Here is a 19630-nt window from a genome sequence, read left to right as displayed (position 1 = left end):
CATATTCTATCTATTCTGCCATCTTACTTCACCCTTAGTAATAATTGGATATCTTATAAGCTCTGTTCCGTCCAGATTTTCCTTGTGCATATCTACTGCTGTTATCTGATGATTATCATATGTTGTGTAATAATATATTCCCTTTGCCGCATTGCAGCAGGATGTATAAATAGTAATCTCATACTTTCCGTCAGTTACCTCACAACAGCCTCTCTGCTGTTCTACCGAACCTAGTATATGAAAGAACTGGCTTACACTTTCTTCCTCTGTATCGCTTGAAATTGCGTTAAGTCTTGTAAATGCTGCTCTTATAAAACGTGACTGGCTTGATAAATCTCCCGGAAGTCCCATAGCTCCCATTCCACGGCTGTAAGCATTTAACTTAAGCTTGTCTGCAAATGTATTATCTGGCTGTCTGCTTGAAAGCCCTGCATAATTATTAAGTGCAAACATCTGCATATCAAATGGAGGATTGTTAGTAAGCACTCCGACCGGATTGTCATATATATGAAGTCCGTCTTTCATAGACTCAACTGTGATTGCTTCATCTTTATCTGCAATTATCCAGTGAAGCTGTGCCGCTGGAAGCTGGCTGCTGAATGGTGTTCCTGTAAGATTAATTCCATCAAGCTTAGCTCTTGCTTCGCTGACTGTCGCACACTGGCTTAATATCCAAGGTATGAACTCAAACTGTGCTATATCCTTCTCACCACATACTGATGCTTTATATGCCGCATTGCCAACAAAGTTAAGTCCAGCCATTCCAAGACCTTTTTCATTAACCGCATCATAATAAAGTGGGTATCCTTCTGACACAAATGCCATACCAATTATTGCATAATGGCTTTTAAGCTGTCCTATATGCCTGAAATCAAATATATAATTCCTTGGTGTAACTGTTATCTCTTCACCATATGAGAACTCATAATCAAGAGTTCTTCCAAAATAGAAATCTTTAGTCTTATAAGTAACTGCTGTACACATATATTAAGCCTCCTCTTTTATTCGCAATTTATATATTTTATTGTATACCAATTATATTATCTTCACTCTCCATATAATTACAATTAATATTTTTATATAATATTGTAAATTGTATTTTTAATTATACAACCATTATTCTTCAAAATAAAGCAATTATACAAATCCAATAATTAAATTTACATAAACCATATTATTGACTTTACCTCAAATCTGTAATGATGACATGCTGTTTCATAAGATACCTTATATGTCTGATTACATTTAATGATGATGTGTCGCCTTTTTATAGATTATATACGATATAAATGCAGTTACCAACTCAGTAACTCCAAATGACCACCACACTCCATTAACCTCATATATCCTTGAAAGAATAAATGCAACTGGAATTATAATAACTGCATATCTGAATACTGATATTACAAGTGATGGAAGTCCTTTTCCCAATCCTTCCAGTGCACCAGAGGCTGTTACAGATACTGACGATACGATAAAGCCTGCACTGATTATTCTAAGTGCCTTGGCACCGGCACTAATTGTATTTGCATTAGTTGTGAATAAGCCTATAAGCTTATCTGGTATTTCAAGGCATATAGCTGTTCCAGCACACATAATTATTAATACTATTATTGTGGCTGTCGAATATATTTTCTTAACCCTCTTATGCTCTCCTGCACCATAATTATATCCGATTAATGGTCTCATTCCCTGAACAACTCCATTGGCAGGCAGATAAAGAAATGTCTGTAACTTGTAATATACACCAAGCACGAATACATATGTCTGTGAAAATGCTGCTAGTATTACATTAAGTGCTGATATTAACAGTGAAGGAAGTGCCATATTAAGACTGGCTGGTATGCCGACCGAATACATTTTCAGACATAATGTTTTCTCTGGCTTCATACATTTTCTTGTAAAACGAACTGGCATAGGTCGTAGTATATATATGATAACATACACAAGAAGGCTTACTGTCTGTCCTATTCCTGTGGCAATTGCCGCTCCTCTTATTCCAAGATCAGGGAATATTCCTACTCCGAATATAAGCATCGGGTCAAGCAGGATATTAGTTATACAGCCACCAAGCATTGCCGTCATTGATGCTGTCATTCTTCCAACTGCCTGAAATGTCTTTTCAAACACCAGCTGCCATGCAAGTATTGTTGAAAATGCAAATGCTATATATGAGTATTGAAGTCCTAATTCTACAATACTGCTGTCATTAGTAAACATACAAAGGAATGGCTTTATAAGCATAATACATCCTGCTGTCATTACTATTCCGTGTATTGTCGCAAGTAATATCCCCTGACTTGCGGCTTTGTCTGCCTGTACCTTATCCTGTGCACCCATATAAAATGATATTACTGAATTTATTCCTATTCCAAAACCTATCATTACCGAATTAATAAAGTTCTGCATTGGAAACACAAGCGATATAGCAGTCATCGCGTCTTCGCTTATCTGTGCTACGAAGAAGCTGTCTACAATGTTGTAGAGTGAATTTACAAGCATTGATATAACCATTGGAAGTGCCATAGTTATCAGAAGTTTTAATACGTTTTCTTTCTTCATATAAGTCTGATCCATACTTATCTCCTTATCTTATTGGGGTAAATCCCCTATTTCATAAAAATGAATGTGCTAAACACATTCCTGTGCCTAGTGCGGTCGCCTGCGACCAATTACATCTTCGCACGAGTGTGCATTATTGGCACATAGTGCCTTTTGTGCAATAAGGAATTACGATAGAATTCCCTATTACACAAAAATAGCCACATAGCTGTGATTAACAGCTATGTGGCGAAAAATAGATTCAACTAGAAAAATCCACATATATTTTATAAATTAATTGTAGCTGACAGCCTTTGTTATTATCATACTCAAGGCTATGGTATTATAACATTATGTATTTTTAAATGTCAAACCACTTTAATATGTTTCTTGCAAGTTCTTTATGTCCCTGTTCGCTTAGGTGTTCCCTGTCTATTTCGCTTGGCTGTGCTGCATCTGAGGCTGATAAGAAATCTATTGATTCTTTTTCTGCAATTTTGCTGTATACACCTGCAAGCTTCTTAGATACTTCAACAGAAGCTTCTGAGAACTCAGGGTCGTAGTCCTGCTCCCACACACCTTTTCCAAGATGTATCGGTGATACAAGAAGTATTCTGCTGTGTGGAAGGCAGCTCTTTACCTGATTAATTAATCTCTCCACACCCTGTCCGATAACTTCTGCCGAAGCGTTGTATACTGTCTTGCAGTCATTAGTTCCTAACATTATAATCACATCTGTTACTGGATTGTGCGACTCTAATATTGTTGGAAGGAGTTTGAATGAATTGCGGCCATCTCTTAATGGGTCGTCAAATACTGTTGTTCTTCCGCACAATCCTTCCTCTATCACACGATATTCATTATTAAAATGTCTGTTAAGTTCATTATCTAAAATACTTGTCCATCTTACGCCCCAAGGGTAACGCTGGTTAGTCTTAGGGATAAGTCCCCAGGTGTTGGAATCTCCAAAACATAGTATCTGCTTCATATGGTATGCCTCCAATATTATATAAATTTATTGCTTTTGAATTGCATTACACTCTCAAATTGCATTACAGTGGTGCTCTAATTCAATGTTATGACAACGGACATTAGAAAAGCATTGTTATATAGTGAGGCGTGCTGGATTGTTATAAGCAACAAAGACACGTTTGCACTAAGTGTCGCTCGCAGCGGTACTAAAGTGCTAAAGAACAGCACTTAAGGACCGGCGGCTCCCCATTGTCTTTTTATGCTTATATCAATCCAGCACTTGACGGTAGGGTTGCGATGGCTTTTCTAATTGGGCGTTGTTACAAAATTCAAATAAGTTATCAACTTGTAATTGCTATTTACATATATTTATTGTATGTTTGTAGGATTATTATATGTTATTATTGGGGGATTGTAAAATTGATATATTTTATGCCTTGTTATAGTTTTTAACTATAGCAAGGCATTTTTAAACACTGACCATATAAAAAGATATTTTTATTGGGTTAATCTGTAAAGTCCTGCCACTGGGACTTTTCGATTGGGCTTGTTACTATACATTCGGGGGCTGGGGACAATATGTGCCTTACCACCTTAAAGATTTGACCGGCATCACACAGGAGGCTGTCGGCATCTGCGAATTTTACTCTGGTCATTGCATTACATTCTAATAATGCCTGGTCAAGCTTTACAAAGTCTTCTGATATATGTGGCTGGATAGCATTGTAATGCTTTCTTACATATACTGTCTTTATAGATTTATCTGGCATAATTATCTGTAGTTTCATTGGTTTGTCTGACAGTCTGTTAGGTATGTTAAGCACTTCTTCAACGCTGTGAATGTATGTATTACGCTCATTGCCAACTCCTATAAGAAGTATCTTTCCACCACAGTCTTTTAAGCGGTCATAACAGCCGCCCGGTGTACAAGGTGTGTTATTGTATTCTTCACCTGCAAGATATTCTTTGGCACTTACACCTATTCCTGCCATACTGTGTGTTGGGTGAAGTGAACGTATTACCCCATCTCTTTTAAGAAACAGATTAGTAAGTATCCCAACACAGGACGGCGTAACCGCTGGGTCGTATACTGGATTGTCCTCGTTAATATTTTTCCATGTATGGGTTGGAAGCAGTAAAAGTCCGTCCTTAAAATATTCTATTAAGGCATCAATCACTGTATCTGCCCTGCCTTCTACTTCCCCTATGGATTTCATTGAAGAATGAACAAGTATTGTTTCTTTTCCTGTAAGCCCCATAGCCTTTAAATATTCTTTTAAATCTTCCTTTGTATACATACTAACCCTCACTTCTTGTAATTTAATCCATCATTGATTATATATTGGATAATCATTCTTTGTTTCTTACCTTTTTTCTTACAAATACAAGACATATTGCCTGCATTACAATTGTTATAAACCACGAAGCTGGATACGATATGAATAACTCATACAGACTTCTATGGCTTGGGAATACACCATATATCCACACAAGTCTTGTCCCAACTGTACCTACAATTGAAAGGACCATAGGAACTGCTGAATAACCTACTCCGCGCATAGCTCCTGGAAGCATATCCATAATGCCACACAGAAAATATGGTATTGTCGATATTGAAAGTATCTCCATACCACACTCTATAACCTCACTCTGGTTCGTGTATATACCAAGTATCTGGCGTCCTAAAATGTATGAACCACCACCGATAACTACTGACACTATAACCGAAAGTATCATACAGTCAATTAACACCTTATCCATTCGCTTGAATTTTCTAACGCCATAATTCTGGCTCGTAAAGCTCATACACGCCTGTGTTATTGAGTTGACAGACACATAAAGAAAGCCAAGTATATTATTAGCGGCTGTATAACCTGCCATTGCTATCTCGCCAAATGAATTAACTGATGATTGAAGCAATACATTTGAAAAGTTAATAACAGTACTCTGTATTCCTGCTGGAAGTCCTACACTTAGTATCTGTAAAAGGTAATATTTTCTTATTCTTAAATCCCTTATTCTTAACTTGTAATCTGACTCTGTTGTCATAAGGCATCTTATTACAAGAATACACGATATAAGCTGTGAAGTAACTGTTCCTATAGCAACACCTGCAACACCCATTTTAAATATTATCACAAGCACAAGGTCTAAAACCGCATTGGTAGAACCTGCTATTATAAGATACATAAGTGGTCTTTTCGTGTCACCTACTGCCCTTAATATTGCCGCTCCATAGTTATAAAGCATAAAAAATGGCATACCACAAAAATACAGTCTTAAATACAGTGCTGCCTGTCCAATTACATCATCTGGTGTGTCAATAAGGACAAGTGCCTCTCTTGCGGCAGCAATGCCAATAATGGACATAACAACACCACTTATTGCCGCAAGTGCTATGGCTGTATGGACTGTCTCCGACATTTCTTTAGCTTTGCCTGTTGCATAAAATCTTGCCGCAAGTACATTTGCTCCTAGTGAAACACCTATAAAAAGATTGGTAAACGTACTAATCAGTGCCGTTGTGGAGCCTACCGCGGCAAGTGCAGTACTGCCTGTGAATCTTCCAACAACAATTATATCTACAGCATTAAACATAAGCTGTAACATACCTGAAAGCATTAACGGAAGTGCAAAGGAAATTAGCTTATCCATTAATGTACCATTACACATATCTATTTCATATTTATTATTTTTCACAACTTTATCCTCTTTCTATATATAAACAAGAATGTGCAACGCACATTCTAACACCGAGCACAGCCGCTTACGACATACTACAGCTTCGAGCGAGTGTGCATCATCGGCACATAACATCTGTTAATAATCAGAAAGACATTACTACATTTTATTAGCAGAACTTCTGTTTATTAATGACTACATCCTTAATCGTGTCTGGACGACCGTTTAAAGGTTCAATCTTAGCGAATTCCTTACAGTCTGTACACACAATGCCATCCATATCAATATTTCTGAAGTATGGAACATCTTCTTCATTATCCATAGCTATTGTTTCATTACGGTTAAGCAGGTTGAGTACATAACCCATAGTAAGTATAACTGCCTCACCCTTTATATTAACCATATCGATATTGCGTATTGTGATATTCTCAACAACACCGCCTCTGCCTAGTGCACTCTTTATTCTTACACCTACATCCGTACCTATAAATGTGCAGTTCTCAACAAGTATATCCTTAACACCTCTTGACATTTCACTTCCGATTACGAAACCACCATGTCCTTCATTAACAACACAATCGTGTATATATATATTACTGCAAGGTCCATCTATTGTTCTTGCTATTGCATTCTTGCCTGCTTTGATACATATTGCATCATCACCTGTCTCAAATACACTGTGGTGAATATGGACATTAGTACAAGACTCTACATCAATGCCATCACCATTCTGTGCATAATAAGGATTGCGTACCTTAATATTGTCAATTGTGACATTCTCACAGAAAAATGGATGTATATTCCAGGCTGGTGAATTCATAAATGTTACACCACTTAAAAGTACGTTAGTACAATGACGCAGGCTCACCATTACTGGTCTGTAGAAATCATAATAATCTCTTGCTTCTTCTAAAGCTTCATCTTTATCTGACTGGATATTCTTCTCATTACCAAGAAGGCTTGATTTAGTAGGCATCCATATCTGTGTTTCTTTAGTTTCAAATACGTTATCACTCTTTTTTAGAAGCTGTTCCCACTGTTTATCTGTTACCTTGAACTTCTTAACCGGACGCCATTCATCACCACTTCCGTCAACCATACCCATACCTGTAATTGCAACATTTACCGCATTCTCTGCTGTAATAGGTGATACAGTTCTTATGCATGGCTGTCCCTCATAATTAGTTATAATTAAAGGATAATCTTCTTTGGATTTTATGAACTTAAGAAGTCCCTGACTTTCAATTCTTATGCTTACATCTGATAAAAGACGTATTGGTGCACTTGCCCATATTCCTTTAGGAATTACAATTGTACCACCACCATTTTCTGAAAGTTCTTTTACCTTATCATTAATTACTCTGGCATTATGTCTTCCTGTTTCAATATCAAGCTTTCCGCTTATTGCTCCACAATCACTTAATAATACCTCAAGTCTTTTAAACTGGGGAACAGTTACCTTATAATCTTCTCTATACATTCTTTCTCCATTCTGCCTGTTTCTGGCTTTAACATTTTGACTGCATAAACACTGATTGCATACTATTATATACAATTGTTTACTATTATTTATTGTTATTTCGTGCTATATTTAATATTAACATTTACAATTCAAGTAATCAATGAAAGGATAATATTCATCGATGCAAAATATCAAATCGAATATGTCTTTAATTAATAAAAGCATATATTTTGTTATTGCCGGACTTGCAGTTATATGTACCGCCATATTCTTTAGCACCAGAATAACAGGATTATGCCTTAATAATGAAACAACTGCTTCTATATATAATGATTTTAATATACAGTATAATGAACATAATTATACAACCGAACTTCCAATAAAATTAAAAGAAAAAACAAGACACATAACAATTAAAAAGCATATCAAAGCTGACGAACTTGCTGGTGATTATATAGCATTTTACGCTTATAATTCTGCAATAAATGTATACATCAATGATGTGCAGGTATACAGCGAATAAGATATTATGGACACAATAGGTATGGCACGCCCTTCTCACTGGTACTTTATAAAAGTGCCACAAAGTGACTTTACACTTACAATAACTATGGCTTCACAGCTTAATATAAAGAACCTTCTTGAGCTTCACAGCGGAACTAAAAGTGCTCTTATATATTATCTTTTTGCCAGACACTCATTTCCTGCTATAACAGGTGTACTTGCTTTACTTTGTGGCATTATAATATTTTTTGCTTCACTTTTTATTAAAACTGAACTGTGCATAAGACTGCGCTGGTTAAGTATTATAACTGCTATTGCTGGTATCTGGTCTATGTGTAATTCAACAATATTGCAGATATTTATAAGCCGTGGCTCATTCACATCATATATAGGCTATGCCTGTTATTTTCTGTTTCCATTGACCATAACAGGTTACCTGCTTACTTACGAAACATTCGCCGATGAAAAATATTTCAAATTCTTATACTGGATTGAATTTGGCTCAATCATAATAATTACTATGTTACAGTTAAGCCATATTATTATATTATCCAATGTATTATGGATAGTACATATTGAATTAATTACAACATTTATAATGACAATAATAACATTTATACGAAACCATAATGTTATTTCAAAGCAGGAAACTGAAATATACACAGCATTTATAATAATAAGTGTATTCCTGACTATGGATATACTTAGATATTATTCTACCAGACCATCTACTGGCAGGGTCAAATATTCCATCTACGGATTGTTTATTCTGCTTATGTATTTTGCCGGCTCTATATTCATTGTTACACGCAATAACTTCGTTGAACATACACGCAACCGCATATATAAAGAGCTTGCATTTACTGATGGCATGACTAAAATTAACAACCGCTCTGCATTTGAAGTCTATATGGAAAAGGAGCGCAATAAGCCATCTTCCGGCGGCTGCATAATGATTGCCGACCTTAATAACCTTAAGCGTATTAACGATACTTACGGACACAGGCTTGGAGATGAAGCCATTATTAACACTGCTAATCTTATCAACGATAATTTTAACGACATTGGTAACTGCTACCGTATCGGCGGTGATGAATTCTGTGTCATTTCCAATATATCTGATATCAATATACTGCTTAGAAGAATTGATAATTTCCTTGATGATGTCAAAAATATTGCGGCTGACAAACATTATCCATATTCCGTTGCCACAGGTTACGGTATAATCGATGATAGTGGAATTGATCAGTGCTTTAAGGTTGTTGATTCGAAAATGTATCAGAATAAAAGGGCGAGCAAGAAAGGTCGTCTTAACTAGACAAAAAAGCACCATCCATAATTACTGTTATGAAACACCTCTAGCAGTCAGATTTCAGGTCTGGCTTTTGTGGTATTTCATACAGACTTTGTGGAGGGAACATTTTATTTTATACACCTATAATTTATTCAATTGTTATAACTTAATTCTAATTATTACAACTTATCCATATGAAACTTTCTTAAATCCTCTATTTCATCACATAACTCCCTGCTTGAACACGTTGAACAATCCATAACAAGCCCATTGAATATGTGGTTAAGTGAATCAGTTATCTGCTCACATCTGCCTGCATACTGCTTAAGCATTGTATAATCTGCACTACCTGATGTAATAAAGTATATCTTTACAGCCTCAACTTCTTCTCTTGTCTTATAAGCCCTTATAAGCTCTGAACCTATATTAGAAAAGCTTATATTACTATTTACAGCTTCCTTTGATATTCTTACCGGCTCTCTTTCTTTAACTGATGATATTCTCATCATAAATCCGTCCGGATATGTATTGTATCTTACATAATCGACAGCTCTCATAACTGCATATAATGCACCTTTTTTAGTGTCATCAAGCACATTTTCCTTAAGCCTTATAAATGTAAGTCTTGCATATGGTATATCTTTGTCAATGCTTGTCATATCATCACCTATAAGATACACTCCGTCTGTATCAACAACAGCTTTATCCGTAGTAAATGCCAATGCACTCACCGCCTCATTCATTCCGCCGCCAAGCTCGTATGCCATATCACTTCTTAGCACAAGCTTTTCTTTATCATTCATCTTCCAGTGTGCATTATTATCAAGCCTTCTGCACTCTCCATATGCCTTTATATCCTGCATTACACAGGCTATATCCTTATCATATAACTTTATACTCATTTATTCTTCTTATCTGCCTCACGTCTGTTCTTTGACCAGTTATAATATGCCGTAAGCGGCTTTATAAGCTTAGAGGCAAATTTCATATCAAGATTAAAGAAATATATAAAAAGGCTGAGTATAAACAGCACTGCAATAACAATCGCTACTATTCCAATTATCTTTAATATTATCATCTGGCCATTCCTTTCTGTCTGGCATATTCAGCCGCTCCTAAAGCACCCATAAGCTGTGGATCTATAGGAAGTTCTACCACCTTAACCTTTAACACCTTCTCTATAGCCTGCTTTAAGCCCTCATTCTTGGCACAGCCGCCTGTAAGTGTAACTGAGTCAACAACTCCTGCCTTCTTAGCCATTACAAAACATCTCTTTGCTACCGAAAGCTCAATTCCTGCGGCTATCTCCTCCATTGGCTTTCCTTCTCCTACAAGTGAGATTACCTCACTCTCTGCAAATACAGCACATTGTGCTGTTATAGGGATAACATTTTTAGCTGTTAAAGAAAGCTTGGAGAACTCATCAAGGCTCATCTCAAATGCCCTTGCCATTGACTCAAAAAATCTTCCTGTACCAGCCGCACATTTATCATTCATTGAGAAATTAAGAACTGTTCCATCTGTATCTATAGCAATACCCTTAACGTCCTGCCCACCGATATCTATTATCGCCTTTACATCTGGTGCGGCAACGTGAACACCCATAGCGTGACAGCTTATCTCTGATATGTTCTCGTCAGCAAATGGTACTTTATTACGTCCATAGCCTGTTCCAATAAGATAATCAAGTTCGTCTGCACTATTAAGCCCGTCTACTAAAGCTACAGCCTCATCTAAGCTGTCTTTAGCACTAAGCACTGGATTAATTCTGCTTCTTTTAGTGATATTTGCTGCTATTTTTCCTGTTTCATCTAATATAACGCATTTGGTGTAAGTACTTCCTGCATCACAACCGCCATAATATTTAGCCATATTATTATTCCTTTCTTATCTTTATGAATTCTTACCAGTTCTGTGAGTCGTCAAAATCTTCCAATGTAGGGTCAAGCGGCTCTTCACGGAATACAGTTCTCATATATCTGTTGATTTCTGTCCTCATATCTCTTCTGCTGCCGTCCTCAGGACACATAAGATTATGTGTTACCCATATAAGATGTACGCCGTGCTTTCTTGCTTCTTCCTCAAATAAGCCGTGATATCCTGACATTGATTTACAGCCCATATGTACATACATAATAACTATGTCTATATTAAACATCTCACAATAACGCCATAACGCTTCAACACCTGTTTCATAACCGCCATTAGAACGATTACGCATAATCATATTCTCATACAGATATGCAAGGTCAAGCATTGCCTGATGTTTATCCTCTGTATTGACCATCTCTGTTGATACCATACTTAACATATCGGTTATTGTAACTATACCCCAGCAGTTAAGCAGCCATATTGGAAGTGCTGTATAATATGCCGCCTGAACACCCCACGTCATAGCACGGTGTCGGTATTCCCTTGCCGCAAGCTCTTTCTTCTTATAGCCTTCCATAGCCATTCTTGTGAGCTTCTTATCCATATCAAGAAATGCCTGGTTTCTTCCGCCTGCCGCCTGATATACACCATATCTGTAAAGTGCAAGTGTAACACCCATAACCTGCGGATAGTCAGTCTTTGAGATTTCCATCCATTCAAGGAATTCTTCTGTCTCTGCATTGAACCTTTTCATACTTTTAAAGAAAGCATCCCAGTTAAACTTTTCTCCTGTCTGCTCCTCAATAAAATGTATTGCATTGACAACTTCTTCTGCCGCATATTCCTGCACGCTTTCCTGCCTGTGCCTTATAGGGACAGCAAGCTGGAATGTTGGAATCTTAAATGAGCGTGCCTCAATTCCATTTCCCATAAGACTTCCATCACAGGTTGTATTACACTGTACAGCACAACAGCCAATAAGCGGGAAATCGTCTGCAAGTGCAACTCCAAGCTCTGCCGCCGGCATAGGACATACATCTGTCGGAACTCCATATTCGTGTGTTACATCAACATAATAGCTAACTCCATTCTGCGACATCATTGAGCTTGTATACACGGCTGGAACTTCAACTGAAAGCCACACAAGATTAGGAAATCCACCCATAAGTGTACTCATCATATTCTCATCAAAAAGAACAATCTTCTTATTAAGTTCCTTATCATTGCCGATTGCAGGGTCTGCCCTAAATATCTGTCCAAGCATACCACATATATCTGTAACAATAAGTCCCAGTGCCTGATGTGCCATACGAAGCTGTAAGCCTCTCATTCCTTCCGTATGCCTGTCCATAAAATCAGGCAGTGCAAGATAATTAAGCATCCAGCGGTATCTGAAAAAGCCTTTTATATTATTAGGTTTTATTATAAATGTAATCAAAGTTTTCCAATATCCAAGCCACCTTACATAGTCATACCATGTATCTTTGAAACCTCTCCATTCACGTCTTTTCTTAGGTTTCTTACCAGTATAGAACTTACCAAGCGGCTCACTTCCAAGTTTACCTGACATAGCCAATCCTTTCTTAACCATATATCTGTATTTTTATTGTTAATTTCTTAAATGTATTCTTTCAGTCATACATTTACATCTTAATATTTACATCTTATTATTCATTTATTATTTTTTAAGCTTCTTAAGCTCAAGGCTCTCAACAAATGCCTGTATTCGTGTCCTTATCTGTCCCGAATTACCTGCTACATAAGGTCTGTCAATTGATAACACCGGATATCCGTATTCTTCACGCATAATATGAAATGCCGAAGCTCTCTCATATCCCCAGTAATCGCAGAACTTTATCTGCTGGTATATAAGCCCGTCTGCCTTGTATTCTTTGGCAATGCTGTCTACATATTCCTGACGTTCCTTAATCTTAGCTGTATTCATATAACGTGGACATTTGCCCCAGTGCATATACTGCCTGCATATCTGCATAAGTACATCTTCCGTGTCATTAAGAATAATCTCGCTTCTTCCCGGAAGTGAACCAAAACAGAACCTGTCAGCAACAACTAACGCACCAGCCTCCTCACAAAGCTTTATAAGTTCTGGATTATCAATCTCCGAACCTACCATAACAACCTTTGCCCTGTAATTCTTCTTATCATCTGGCTGTCTTGTGCCCAACTCCTTAAGCGTATCCTCCAGCTTTTCAATAAGTGCCTCTTTAGGACAGCAATATGTCGCAAGGCATAACACTGCGAATTCATAGCCTGTTATTCTTGGATTGTCTTCTTTTCTGTAGTCACCAATCTGTGTTATGAGCCTGCTTATCTTATTCTGCAAATCAACTGCCTTTCTTAATGCTTCATCTGATATATCAATTCCATACACCTTGTTAAGCGGCTCTAATACATGTGCCCTCATCTGCCTTACATAATGTCTTAAGGCTGTTTCATCGTCCTTCATAGGAACATCAGAATATTCCACAAAGAACTTTTCCTTGGAACATAAATTCTGTCTTTCTATATTCTCAACGCACCTGTTCATCTGTGCACACGCATCAGGTGCTATTATGCAGTCAAGAAATTCAAACCCTCCCTCGATTGCTCTTTCAAGTATGGCACGACAGCCCTCACAAAGCATACTGCTCATATAATATGTACCCATCTCTATAGAACCTGTTCTTGGTGCTCTAAGTCTTACCGAGAAACAGCCAGGAAGATTAATTAGTGGCTCTGGAATTTGAAAACAGACTGCTCCAATTGCAATACTGCCTTTATTCTGTGCTTCTCTTACAAGGTCATTATTGACCTCCTCTAATAGTTTCTCAAAATAATATAAATGCTGTAAATCCTTCAAAAATATTCCTCCAATACTATATCAAACCAATATTGCAAAGTGCCTCTGCCGCCCCTGCAACAATTCTGTCATCATCTGAAAGTGTAAGTATATTCTCGCCCTTAATATCTGCCTCTGCCAGTTTCATATCATTTTCAATTACAGATAATAATGGAAGCCCACTTATATCCATAAGTTCTATCACTTTCTTATCCGGTATGCGGTTAACTATAACTCCAGCTTTCTCATACATAACAAGCTCATCTGCAACATTTTTAATAGTCTTAACTACCTGACAGCCTTTCTTGCTTGCATCTGTTACAAGCACAAGATGTGTAACCTTTTCCATAACACGCCTGTTAATCTGCTCAATTCCAGCCTCGCCGTCTATAACTACATAATCAAACTGTTCAGAAAGAAGTGTTATCACCTCTTTAAGATATGAATTAATCCGGCAGTAACAGCCGGCTGTTTCCGGTCTTCCTATCGCTATAAATGCATAGCCGTCCTGTTCTTTAATTGCATCATATATCTCATACTTCGCCTCACCTAACAGCTCAACGGCTGACTTGGTATCGCCGTCCTCTACATTTTTAATGACTTCTTTTCTTATATCATCTATTGTCTTGTCCACTTCTATGTTAAGCACTGTAGAAAGTCCAACCGCAGGGTCAGCATCAATCGCCAGTATCTTCTTATCTGGATATTTCTCTACAAGCACTTTAACAAATGCTCCTGCAAGCGAAGTCTTTCCAACGCCGCCCTTACCTGCTACTGCTACTATCTTTGTCATAATAATCCTCTTTTCTGTGCACTATTCTATATAACCTGACTGTGCCTATGCACACTTTTTCTAATTAATTGTTGCTGCCATTCCTTTATGTTCTTTAACAAATGTATCTATCTCATTTACAAATCTCTGTCCATATTTCATCAGTTTATTCTGTCCTACACCTGATACCTCAAGCATTGCTTCTGCATTTAAAGGAAGCTTCTCACACATATCTATAAGTGTCTTATCACTAAATACAATATATGGAGGCATACCTTCTTCCCTTGCTATTATCATTCGCAATGCCTTTAAGCGTTCAAATAACTCATAACCTGCACTTGTAAGTGAATCTGTACTCTTCTTTCCTGTTGATGAACTGCTTCTTTTACCTGCTTTGCCTGTCTGCTTTCTGCCTTTCTTTCCTGAACCTGATAGAAAAGTTTCATCACCAGCCTCATAAGAACTGCCTGTGCTTCTTGTCTTACCTACAAGCTTTGCATTTTTCACTTCCTCGGACTCTTTCATACGCTTTAGATATATATGTGCATTTTCCTGCTTTAAAGGTGTTATATCTCCCATTTTAAGGACACTGTATTCGTCCTGTGTCTGTATTATATAACCGTCTGATATAAGCTGGGCTATAAGCGGTCTTAACTCAGCTTCTTTCATTCCTGCAAGCTTTCCATATGATTTATAATTAACAGCTCCAACCTCTTTAAGCCTTGCCCTGTCAGCTCCAAGCAGAGTTCCTATAACTATGCCCTGTCCAAATCTTCCCTTGGTTTCTGCTATACAGTTAATGACCCATTTTGCCTGCGCTGTCATATCAATTTCTTCATATTCACTATTGCAGTTGCCGCAATTACCACATACTCCGGTTACATTTTCTCCAAAATAATTAAGTATGTAATTTCTTAAACAGCCCGTTGTCTTGCAATACCCCTCCATTACATACAATCTATGCAGGTCACGCTGTTTAATAACGTCTATATCCTCATATTCAACGCCTTCAAATTCTTTCTTATCAAGAAGGAACTTATCTATTATCACATCCTGTGCAGAAAACAGCATTATACACTGTGAGTCCTCTCCATCTCTGCCAGCTCTTCCTGCCTCCTGATAATAATTCTCCATACTCTGTGGCATATTATAATGAATTACATATCTTACATTTGACTTATCTATTCCCATTCCAAATGCATTAGTAGCAACGACCACCAATGACCTGTCATATATGAAATCGTCCTGATTTCTTTTTCTTTCTTCATTGCTAAGTCCCGCGTGGTATCTTGTGACACTTATCCCCATACTGCTTAAGGTTTCATATAAAGTGTCCACATTTTTCCTTGTTGCGCAGTAGATAATTCCACTCTCATCAATATGCTCTTTAACATAATTGCTTATATACCTGTCCTTATTCTTGCCGCTTATATGCTCTACGCTGTAGTAAAGATTTTTCCTGTCAAAGCCAGTAATTACAACCTTAGGATTATCAAGCCTTAATATACACTCTATATCCGTCTTTACTTCATTGGTTGCTGTCGCTGTAAATGCACTGACAACCGGTCTTGCTGGAAGGCTGTTTATATAATCAACTATCTTTACATAGCTTGGTCTGAAATCCTGTCCCCACTGTGATATACAATGTGCCTCGTCAACCGTCACCATTGATATATCTGCCTGCTTGGAGAACTCACAGAACTTCGCACTTTCAAGCCTTTCTGGTGCAATATATATAATCTTGTATATGCCATTAAGTACCATATTTAATGTGCCGTCTATCTCACTTTCTGAAAGCGTGGAATTGACATATGCCGCATTAATTCCGACATCGTTAAGTGATTTCACCTGATCCTGCATAAGTGAAATCAATGGGGATATTACTACTGTAATTCCTGAAAGCATCATAGCTGGCACTTGATAACAAAGCGACTTTCCTGCTCCTGTCGGCATTATCGCAAGCACATCTTTCTTTTCTAAGATTGCATTAATAATATCTTCCTGCCCAGCCCTAAAGGAATCATATCCAAAATATTCCTTTAATACCTCTTTTGAATCCATCACATATCCCTTTCTTAATATCTATTGCAATATTATCTGCTGTCTGAATAATTACTCTATTATTCAATCCTGTGCAAAAGCCCGTAACACATTCTGACTATAACTTTAATATTAACATATAATCGCCTATTATTCTATCTTAATAATTAATTATCAATAAGCACCAGTCAATTATATCTCCAGACTTCCAATAAACATTACTATCATAATTCCATATAATGATAAATAAATCTGTTATTCATAAGTTAACAAATATCATTTTGCCATAATTTAATTATTATATGTGCTATACTTGTATTAATTAATTCGTGAGTATACAACTTACAGATACGAGGTGGCTATGAATAATACACATACATACTGCAATGCACAGCGCCCAGATGCCAGACAGGGCACTGTAACTACTAATACAGACAATAAACTTATTAACAGACTTGATATAATTGCCAGTTTTAATCCACATTTAACAGATATTAATCCCCAATCTCCACTATCAGTTGGCAATGGGCGGTTCTGCTATACTGCCGACATTACTGGTATGCAGACTTTATATGAGGAATACTCAGCCGAAACTCCACTCTGCACAATGGCTGAATGGGGCTGGCATACTAAGAAAGCTGATAACGAAAAAGGCTTCTATACTTTAGACGATGTCAGAATGACACCATACAATTACTGCAAACGAACTGTCACTTATCCACGTGTAAAATACGAGGGCAATGAAGCCGCCTACGACTGGGTAAGACAGAACCCTCATAAGTTCAATCTTGCAAAAATCGGACTTTATTTTCATAACGAACCTATTAAAGCTGGCAGCATTTATTGTATAAATCAGACATTAGATATAACAACTGGTATTCTAAAAAGCAGTTTCAGGCTTAATGTTAACAGTAATAACAATGTTCGTACACTTAATAATATTGCCGCTGATAATATAAATACCAATGCTATTATTGATAATCTCGTAACTGTATACACAGTATGCGATGATAATTCTGACACCGTTGCATTTTATATAAGCTCTGGTCTTTTGCAGTGCGGACTTAGCGTTAATATTGCCTTTCCATACGCATCCTGTGATATAACAGGTTCAGACTGGAATAACACTGACGGACACAGCAACTTTCTTAACGCTTCCCATATACACCGGCAGATAGATGATACCGCTTACTATGTCAATTTTAATATAAATGGAACTGGCACCTCACAGCATACTGCTAATAATAGTACAATTACATCTGATTCTAATGTTACTATTAATAAATGTAATAACTCTGCTGCTGCCACTATTAAATCTAACGGTATACACAGCTATAATATTACAACTACTGATGATGAACTTAATATGTCCGTTAATTTCAATAAATCAATATACACACCTGCCACATACGACACAATTGCCGGTAACAGCAGACATTTCTGGCACAACTACTGGACAACTGGAAAGTTTCTTAACTCTGATAATAAAGAGCTTATGCGCCGTGTAATATTATCGCAGTATCTTCTTGTGATTAATGACAGCGGCTATATTCCACCTGCCGAAACTGGTCTTACCTGCAATAGCTGGTATGGCAAGGCGCACCTTGAAATGCACTACTGGCATATGGCGTGGGCTCCTTTATGGGGACACCCTGAACTGCTTACACGAAGCTTTGACTGGTATATTGATATATTAGATGAAGCTAAGAAAAATGCTTCACGCAACGGCTATAAAGGTGCACGCTGGACTAAGATGGTGTCTTACACCGGTTCGGACTGCCCGTCAAAGATTGCACCACTTCTTGTCTGGCAGCAGCCACATATAATCAATATGTTACAAATAGTAATTGATAATAATACCTCTGATGATTTTGACGTTAAGGCATATATGAGCAAATACTGGATACTTGTAAAAGAAACCGCCGTGTTTATAGCTGATTATCTTGTATATGACCCGATGTCCGATATTTACAATATAGAAGCACCTGTAATTCCAGTTCAGGAACGTCATCTGCCAGAGGATACAAGAAATCCTATATTTGAACTTGCATATTTCAGATATGGTCTTTTGATTGCCGCAAAATGGGCTTATGAATTAGGTTTTACTGATGAAGCCAGCCAATGGCACAATATTGCAATGCATATAGCACCACTTCCAATTAATGACGATGTATACATTGCACATAGTAACTGCCCTGATACATTTACTAATAAAGCTATAGACCACCCTCTTATGCTTCAAATCTATGGTATGCTTGACGGCTATGGTGCAGAGGATATTGTCGATAAAGATATCTACCGCAACACCCTTATGAAGGTAATTGATGTGTGGGACTATTCTACATTATGGGGCTGGGATTTTGCTGTTATAGCAATGGCGGCTCATAAGCTTGGACTTGATTACATTGCCTTAGAACAGTTACTTATTAACTCCCCTAAAAATGATTATGTAGAAAGCGGCAACAACAGGCAGAACTCTCGCAAAGATTTACCTTTGTACCTCCCCGGTAATGGAAGCCTGCTTCTTGCCGCCGCCAGAATATTTAATATATAACTTAGAATTATATGCGGATTTTCCTGTAATACAGCCGACAGCCTACATCATTGCCAGGCACAACTGGTATATCATTGGCTATTGGCTGTTATAATACA

16 protein-coding genes are annotated in these 19630 nt (G+C 37.4%); 3 read left to right on the top strand and 13 right to left on the bottom strand.

Annotation, left to right across the window (positions count from 1 at the left end; all coding sequences use genetic code 11):
* Window positions 1–6: 6 nt before the first annotated feature.
* From bsh to WMO42_RS05375, 6 genes are all read right to left on the bottom strand, one after another.
* Entirely contained in the window at window positions 7–984 is a 978-nt protein-coding gene (bsh, locus tag WMO42_RS05400; protein WP_090140201.1) for a choloylglycine hydrolase, read from the bottom strand.
* A 261-nt stretch (window positions 985–1245) separates the two neighbouring features.
* Window positions 1246–2577, bottom strand: coding sequence for an MATE family efflux transporter (locus tag WMO42_RS05395; RefSeq protein WP_349153415.1), 1332 nt, complete (start codon window positions 2575–2577; stop codon window positions 1246–1248).
* 325 nt (window positions 2578–2902) lie between these two features.
* Window positions 2903–3529, bottom strand: coding sequence for an SGNH/GDSL hydrolase family protein (locus WMO42_RS05390; protein WP_055173968.1), 627 nt, complete (start codon window positions 3527–3529; stop codon window positions 2903–2905).
* Window positions 3530–4019: 490 nt separating this feature from the next.
* On the bottom strand, window positions 4020–4811 hold the full coding sequence (locus WMO42_RS05385) for an AAC(3) family N-acetyltransferase (RefSeq protein WP_349191758.1): 792 nt from the start codon (window positions 4809–4811) through the stop codon (window positions 4020–4022).
* Between the two features lie 52 nt (window positions 4812–4863).
* Window positions 4864–6186 carry an MATE family efflux transporter gene (locus tag WMO42_RS05380; RefSeq protein ID WP_349191792.1) on the bottom strand — a complete coding sequence of 441 codons (1323 nt, stop codon included), beginning with the start codon at window positions 6184–6186 and terminating at the stop codon, window positions 4864–4866.
* A gap of 178 nt (window positions 6187–6364) precedes the next feature.
* Window positions 6365–7675 carry a glycoside hydrolase family 28 protein gene (locus WMO42_RS05375; RefSeq protein WP_090140208.1) on the bottom strand — a complete coding sequence of 437 codons (1311 nt, stop codon included), beginning with the start codon at window positions 7673–7675 and terminating at the stop codon, window positions 6365–6367.
* 163 nt (window positions 7676–7838) lie between these two features.
* Here WMO42_RS05375 and WMO42_RS05370 point away from each other — a divergent pair, with 163 nt between their 5' ends.
* Together WMO42_RS05370 and WMO42_RS05365 are read left to right on the top strand one after the other, a co-directional pair.
* Window positions 7839–8180 (top strand): hypothetical protein, encoded by a 342-nt coding sequence (locus WMO42_RS05370; protein ID WP_318295644.1) that lies wholly within the window; start codon window positions 7839–7841, stop codon window positions 8178–8180.
* 21 nt (window positions 8181–8201) lie between these two features.
* Window positions 8202–9479, top strand: a complete 1278-nt coding sequence (locus tag WMO42_RS05365) for a GGDEF domain-containing protein (RefSeq protein WP_318295645.1) — start codon at window positions 8202–8204, stop codon at window positions 9477–9479.
* 155 nt (window positions 9480–9634) lie between these two features.
* On the opposite strand, the gene WMO42_RS05360 is transcribed toward WMO42_RS05365, so the two are convergent.
* From WMO42_RS05360 to WMO42_RS05330, 7 genes are all read right to left on the bottom strand, one after another.
* On the bottom strand, window positions 9635–10357 hold the full coding sequence (locus WMO42_RS05360; RefSeq protein WP_349191756.1) for a carbon monoxide dehydrogenase: 723 nt from the start codon (window positions 10355–10357) through the stop codon (window positions 9635–9637).
* A complete protein-coding gene (locus tag WMO42_RS05355; RefSeq protein WP_349191755.1) occupies window positions 10354–10533 on the bottom strand; it encodes a hypothetical protein in 180 nt (59 codons plus the stop codon). Before WMO42_RS05355 ends, WMO42_RS05360 begins: the two co-directional genes overlap by 4 nt.
* Window positions 10530–11327: an acyl-CoA dehydratase activase gene (locus WMO42_RS05350; protein WP_022501586.1), complete on the bottom strand. Its 798-nt coding sequence runs from the start codon at window positions 11325–11327 to the stop codon at window positions 10530–10532. The genes WMO42_RS05355 and WMO42_RS05350 overlap by 4 nt, the downstream gene beginning before the upstream one ends.
* 31 nt (window positions 11328–11358) lie before the next feature.
* A complete protein-coding gene (locus tag WMO42_RS05345; protein WP_055174303.1) occupies window positions 11359–12897 on the bottom strand; it encodes a 2-hydroxyacyl-CoA dehydratase family protein in 1539 nt (512 codons plus the stop codon).
* A gap of 108 nt (window positions 12898–13005) precedes the next feature.
* Entirely contained in the window at window positions 13006–14187 is a 1182-nt protein-coding gene (locus WMO42_RS05340; RefSeq protein ID WP_090140216.1) for a 2-hydroxyacyl-CoA dehydratase family protein, read from the bottom strand.
* Window positions 14188–14203: 16 nt separating this feature from the next.
* Complete coding sequence (locus tag WMO42_RS05335) at window positions 14204–14959, bottom strand: AAA family ATPase (RefSeq protein WP_022501589.1); 756 nt, start codon at window positions 14957–14959, stop codon at window positions 14204–14206.
* A 60-nt stretch (window positions 14960–15019) separates the two neighbouring features.
* A complete protein-coding gene (locus tag WMO42_RS05330; RefSeq protein WP_022501590.1) occupies window positions 15020–16999 on the bottom strand; it encodes a RecQ family ATP-dependent DNA helicase in 1980 nt (659 codons plus the stop codon).
* A 340-nt stretch (window positions 17000–17339) separates the two neighbouring features.
* Here WMO42_RS05330 and WMO42_RS05325 point away from each other — a divergent pair, with 340 nt between their 5' ends.
* Window positions 17340–19532, top strand: coding sequence for a hypothetical protein (locus tag WMO42_RS05325; protein WP_022501591.1), 2193 nt, complete (start codon window positions 17340–17342; stop codon window positions 19530–19532).
* Window positions 19533–19630: the final 98 nt, after the last annotated feature.

It is taken from the genome of Lachnospira sp. CLA-JM-H23, assembly GCF_040096425.1.
Lineage (GTDB): Bacteria > Bacillota > Clostridia > Lachnospirales > Lachnospiraceae > Lachnospira > Lachnospira rogosae.
Note: the sequence above shows the minus strand (reverse complement) of the source record. Positions and strands in the feature narration are given on the sequence as shown.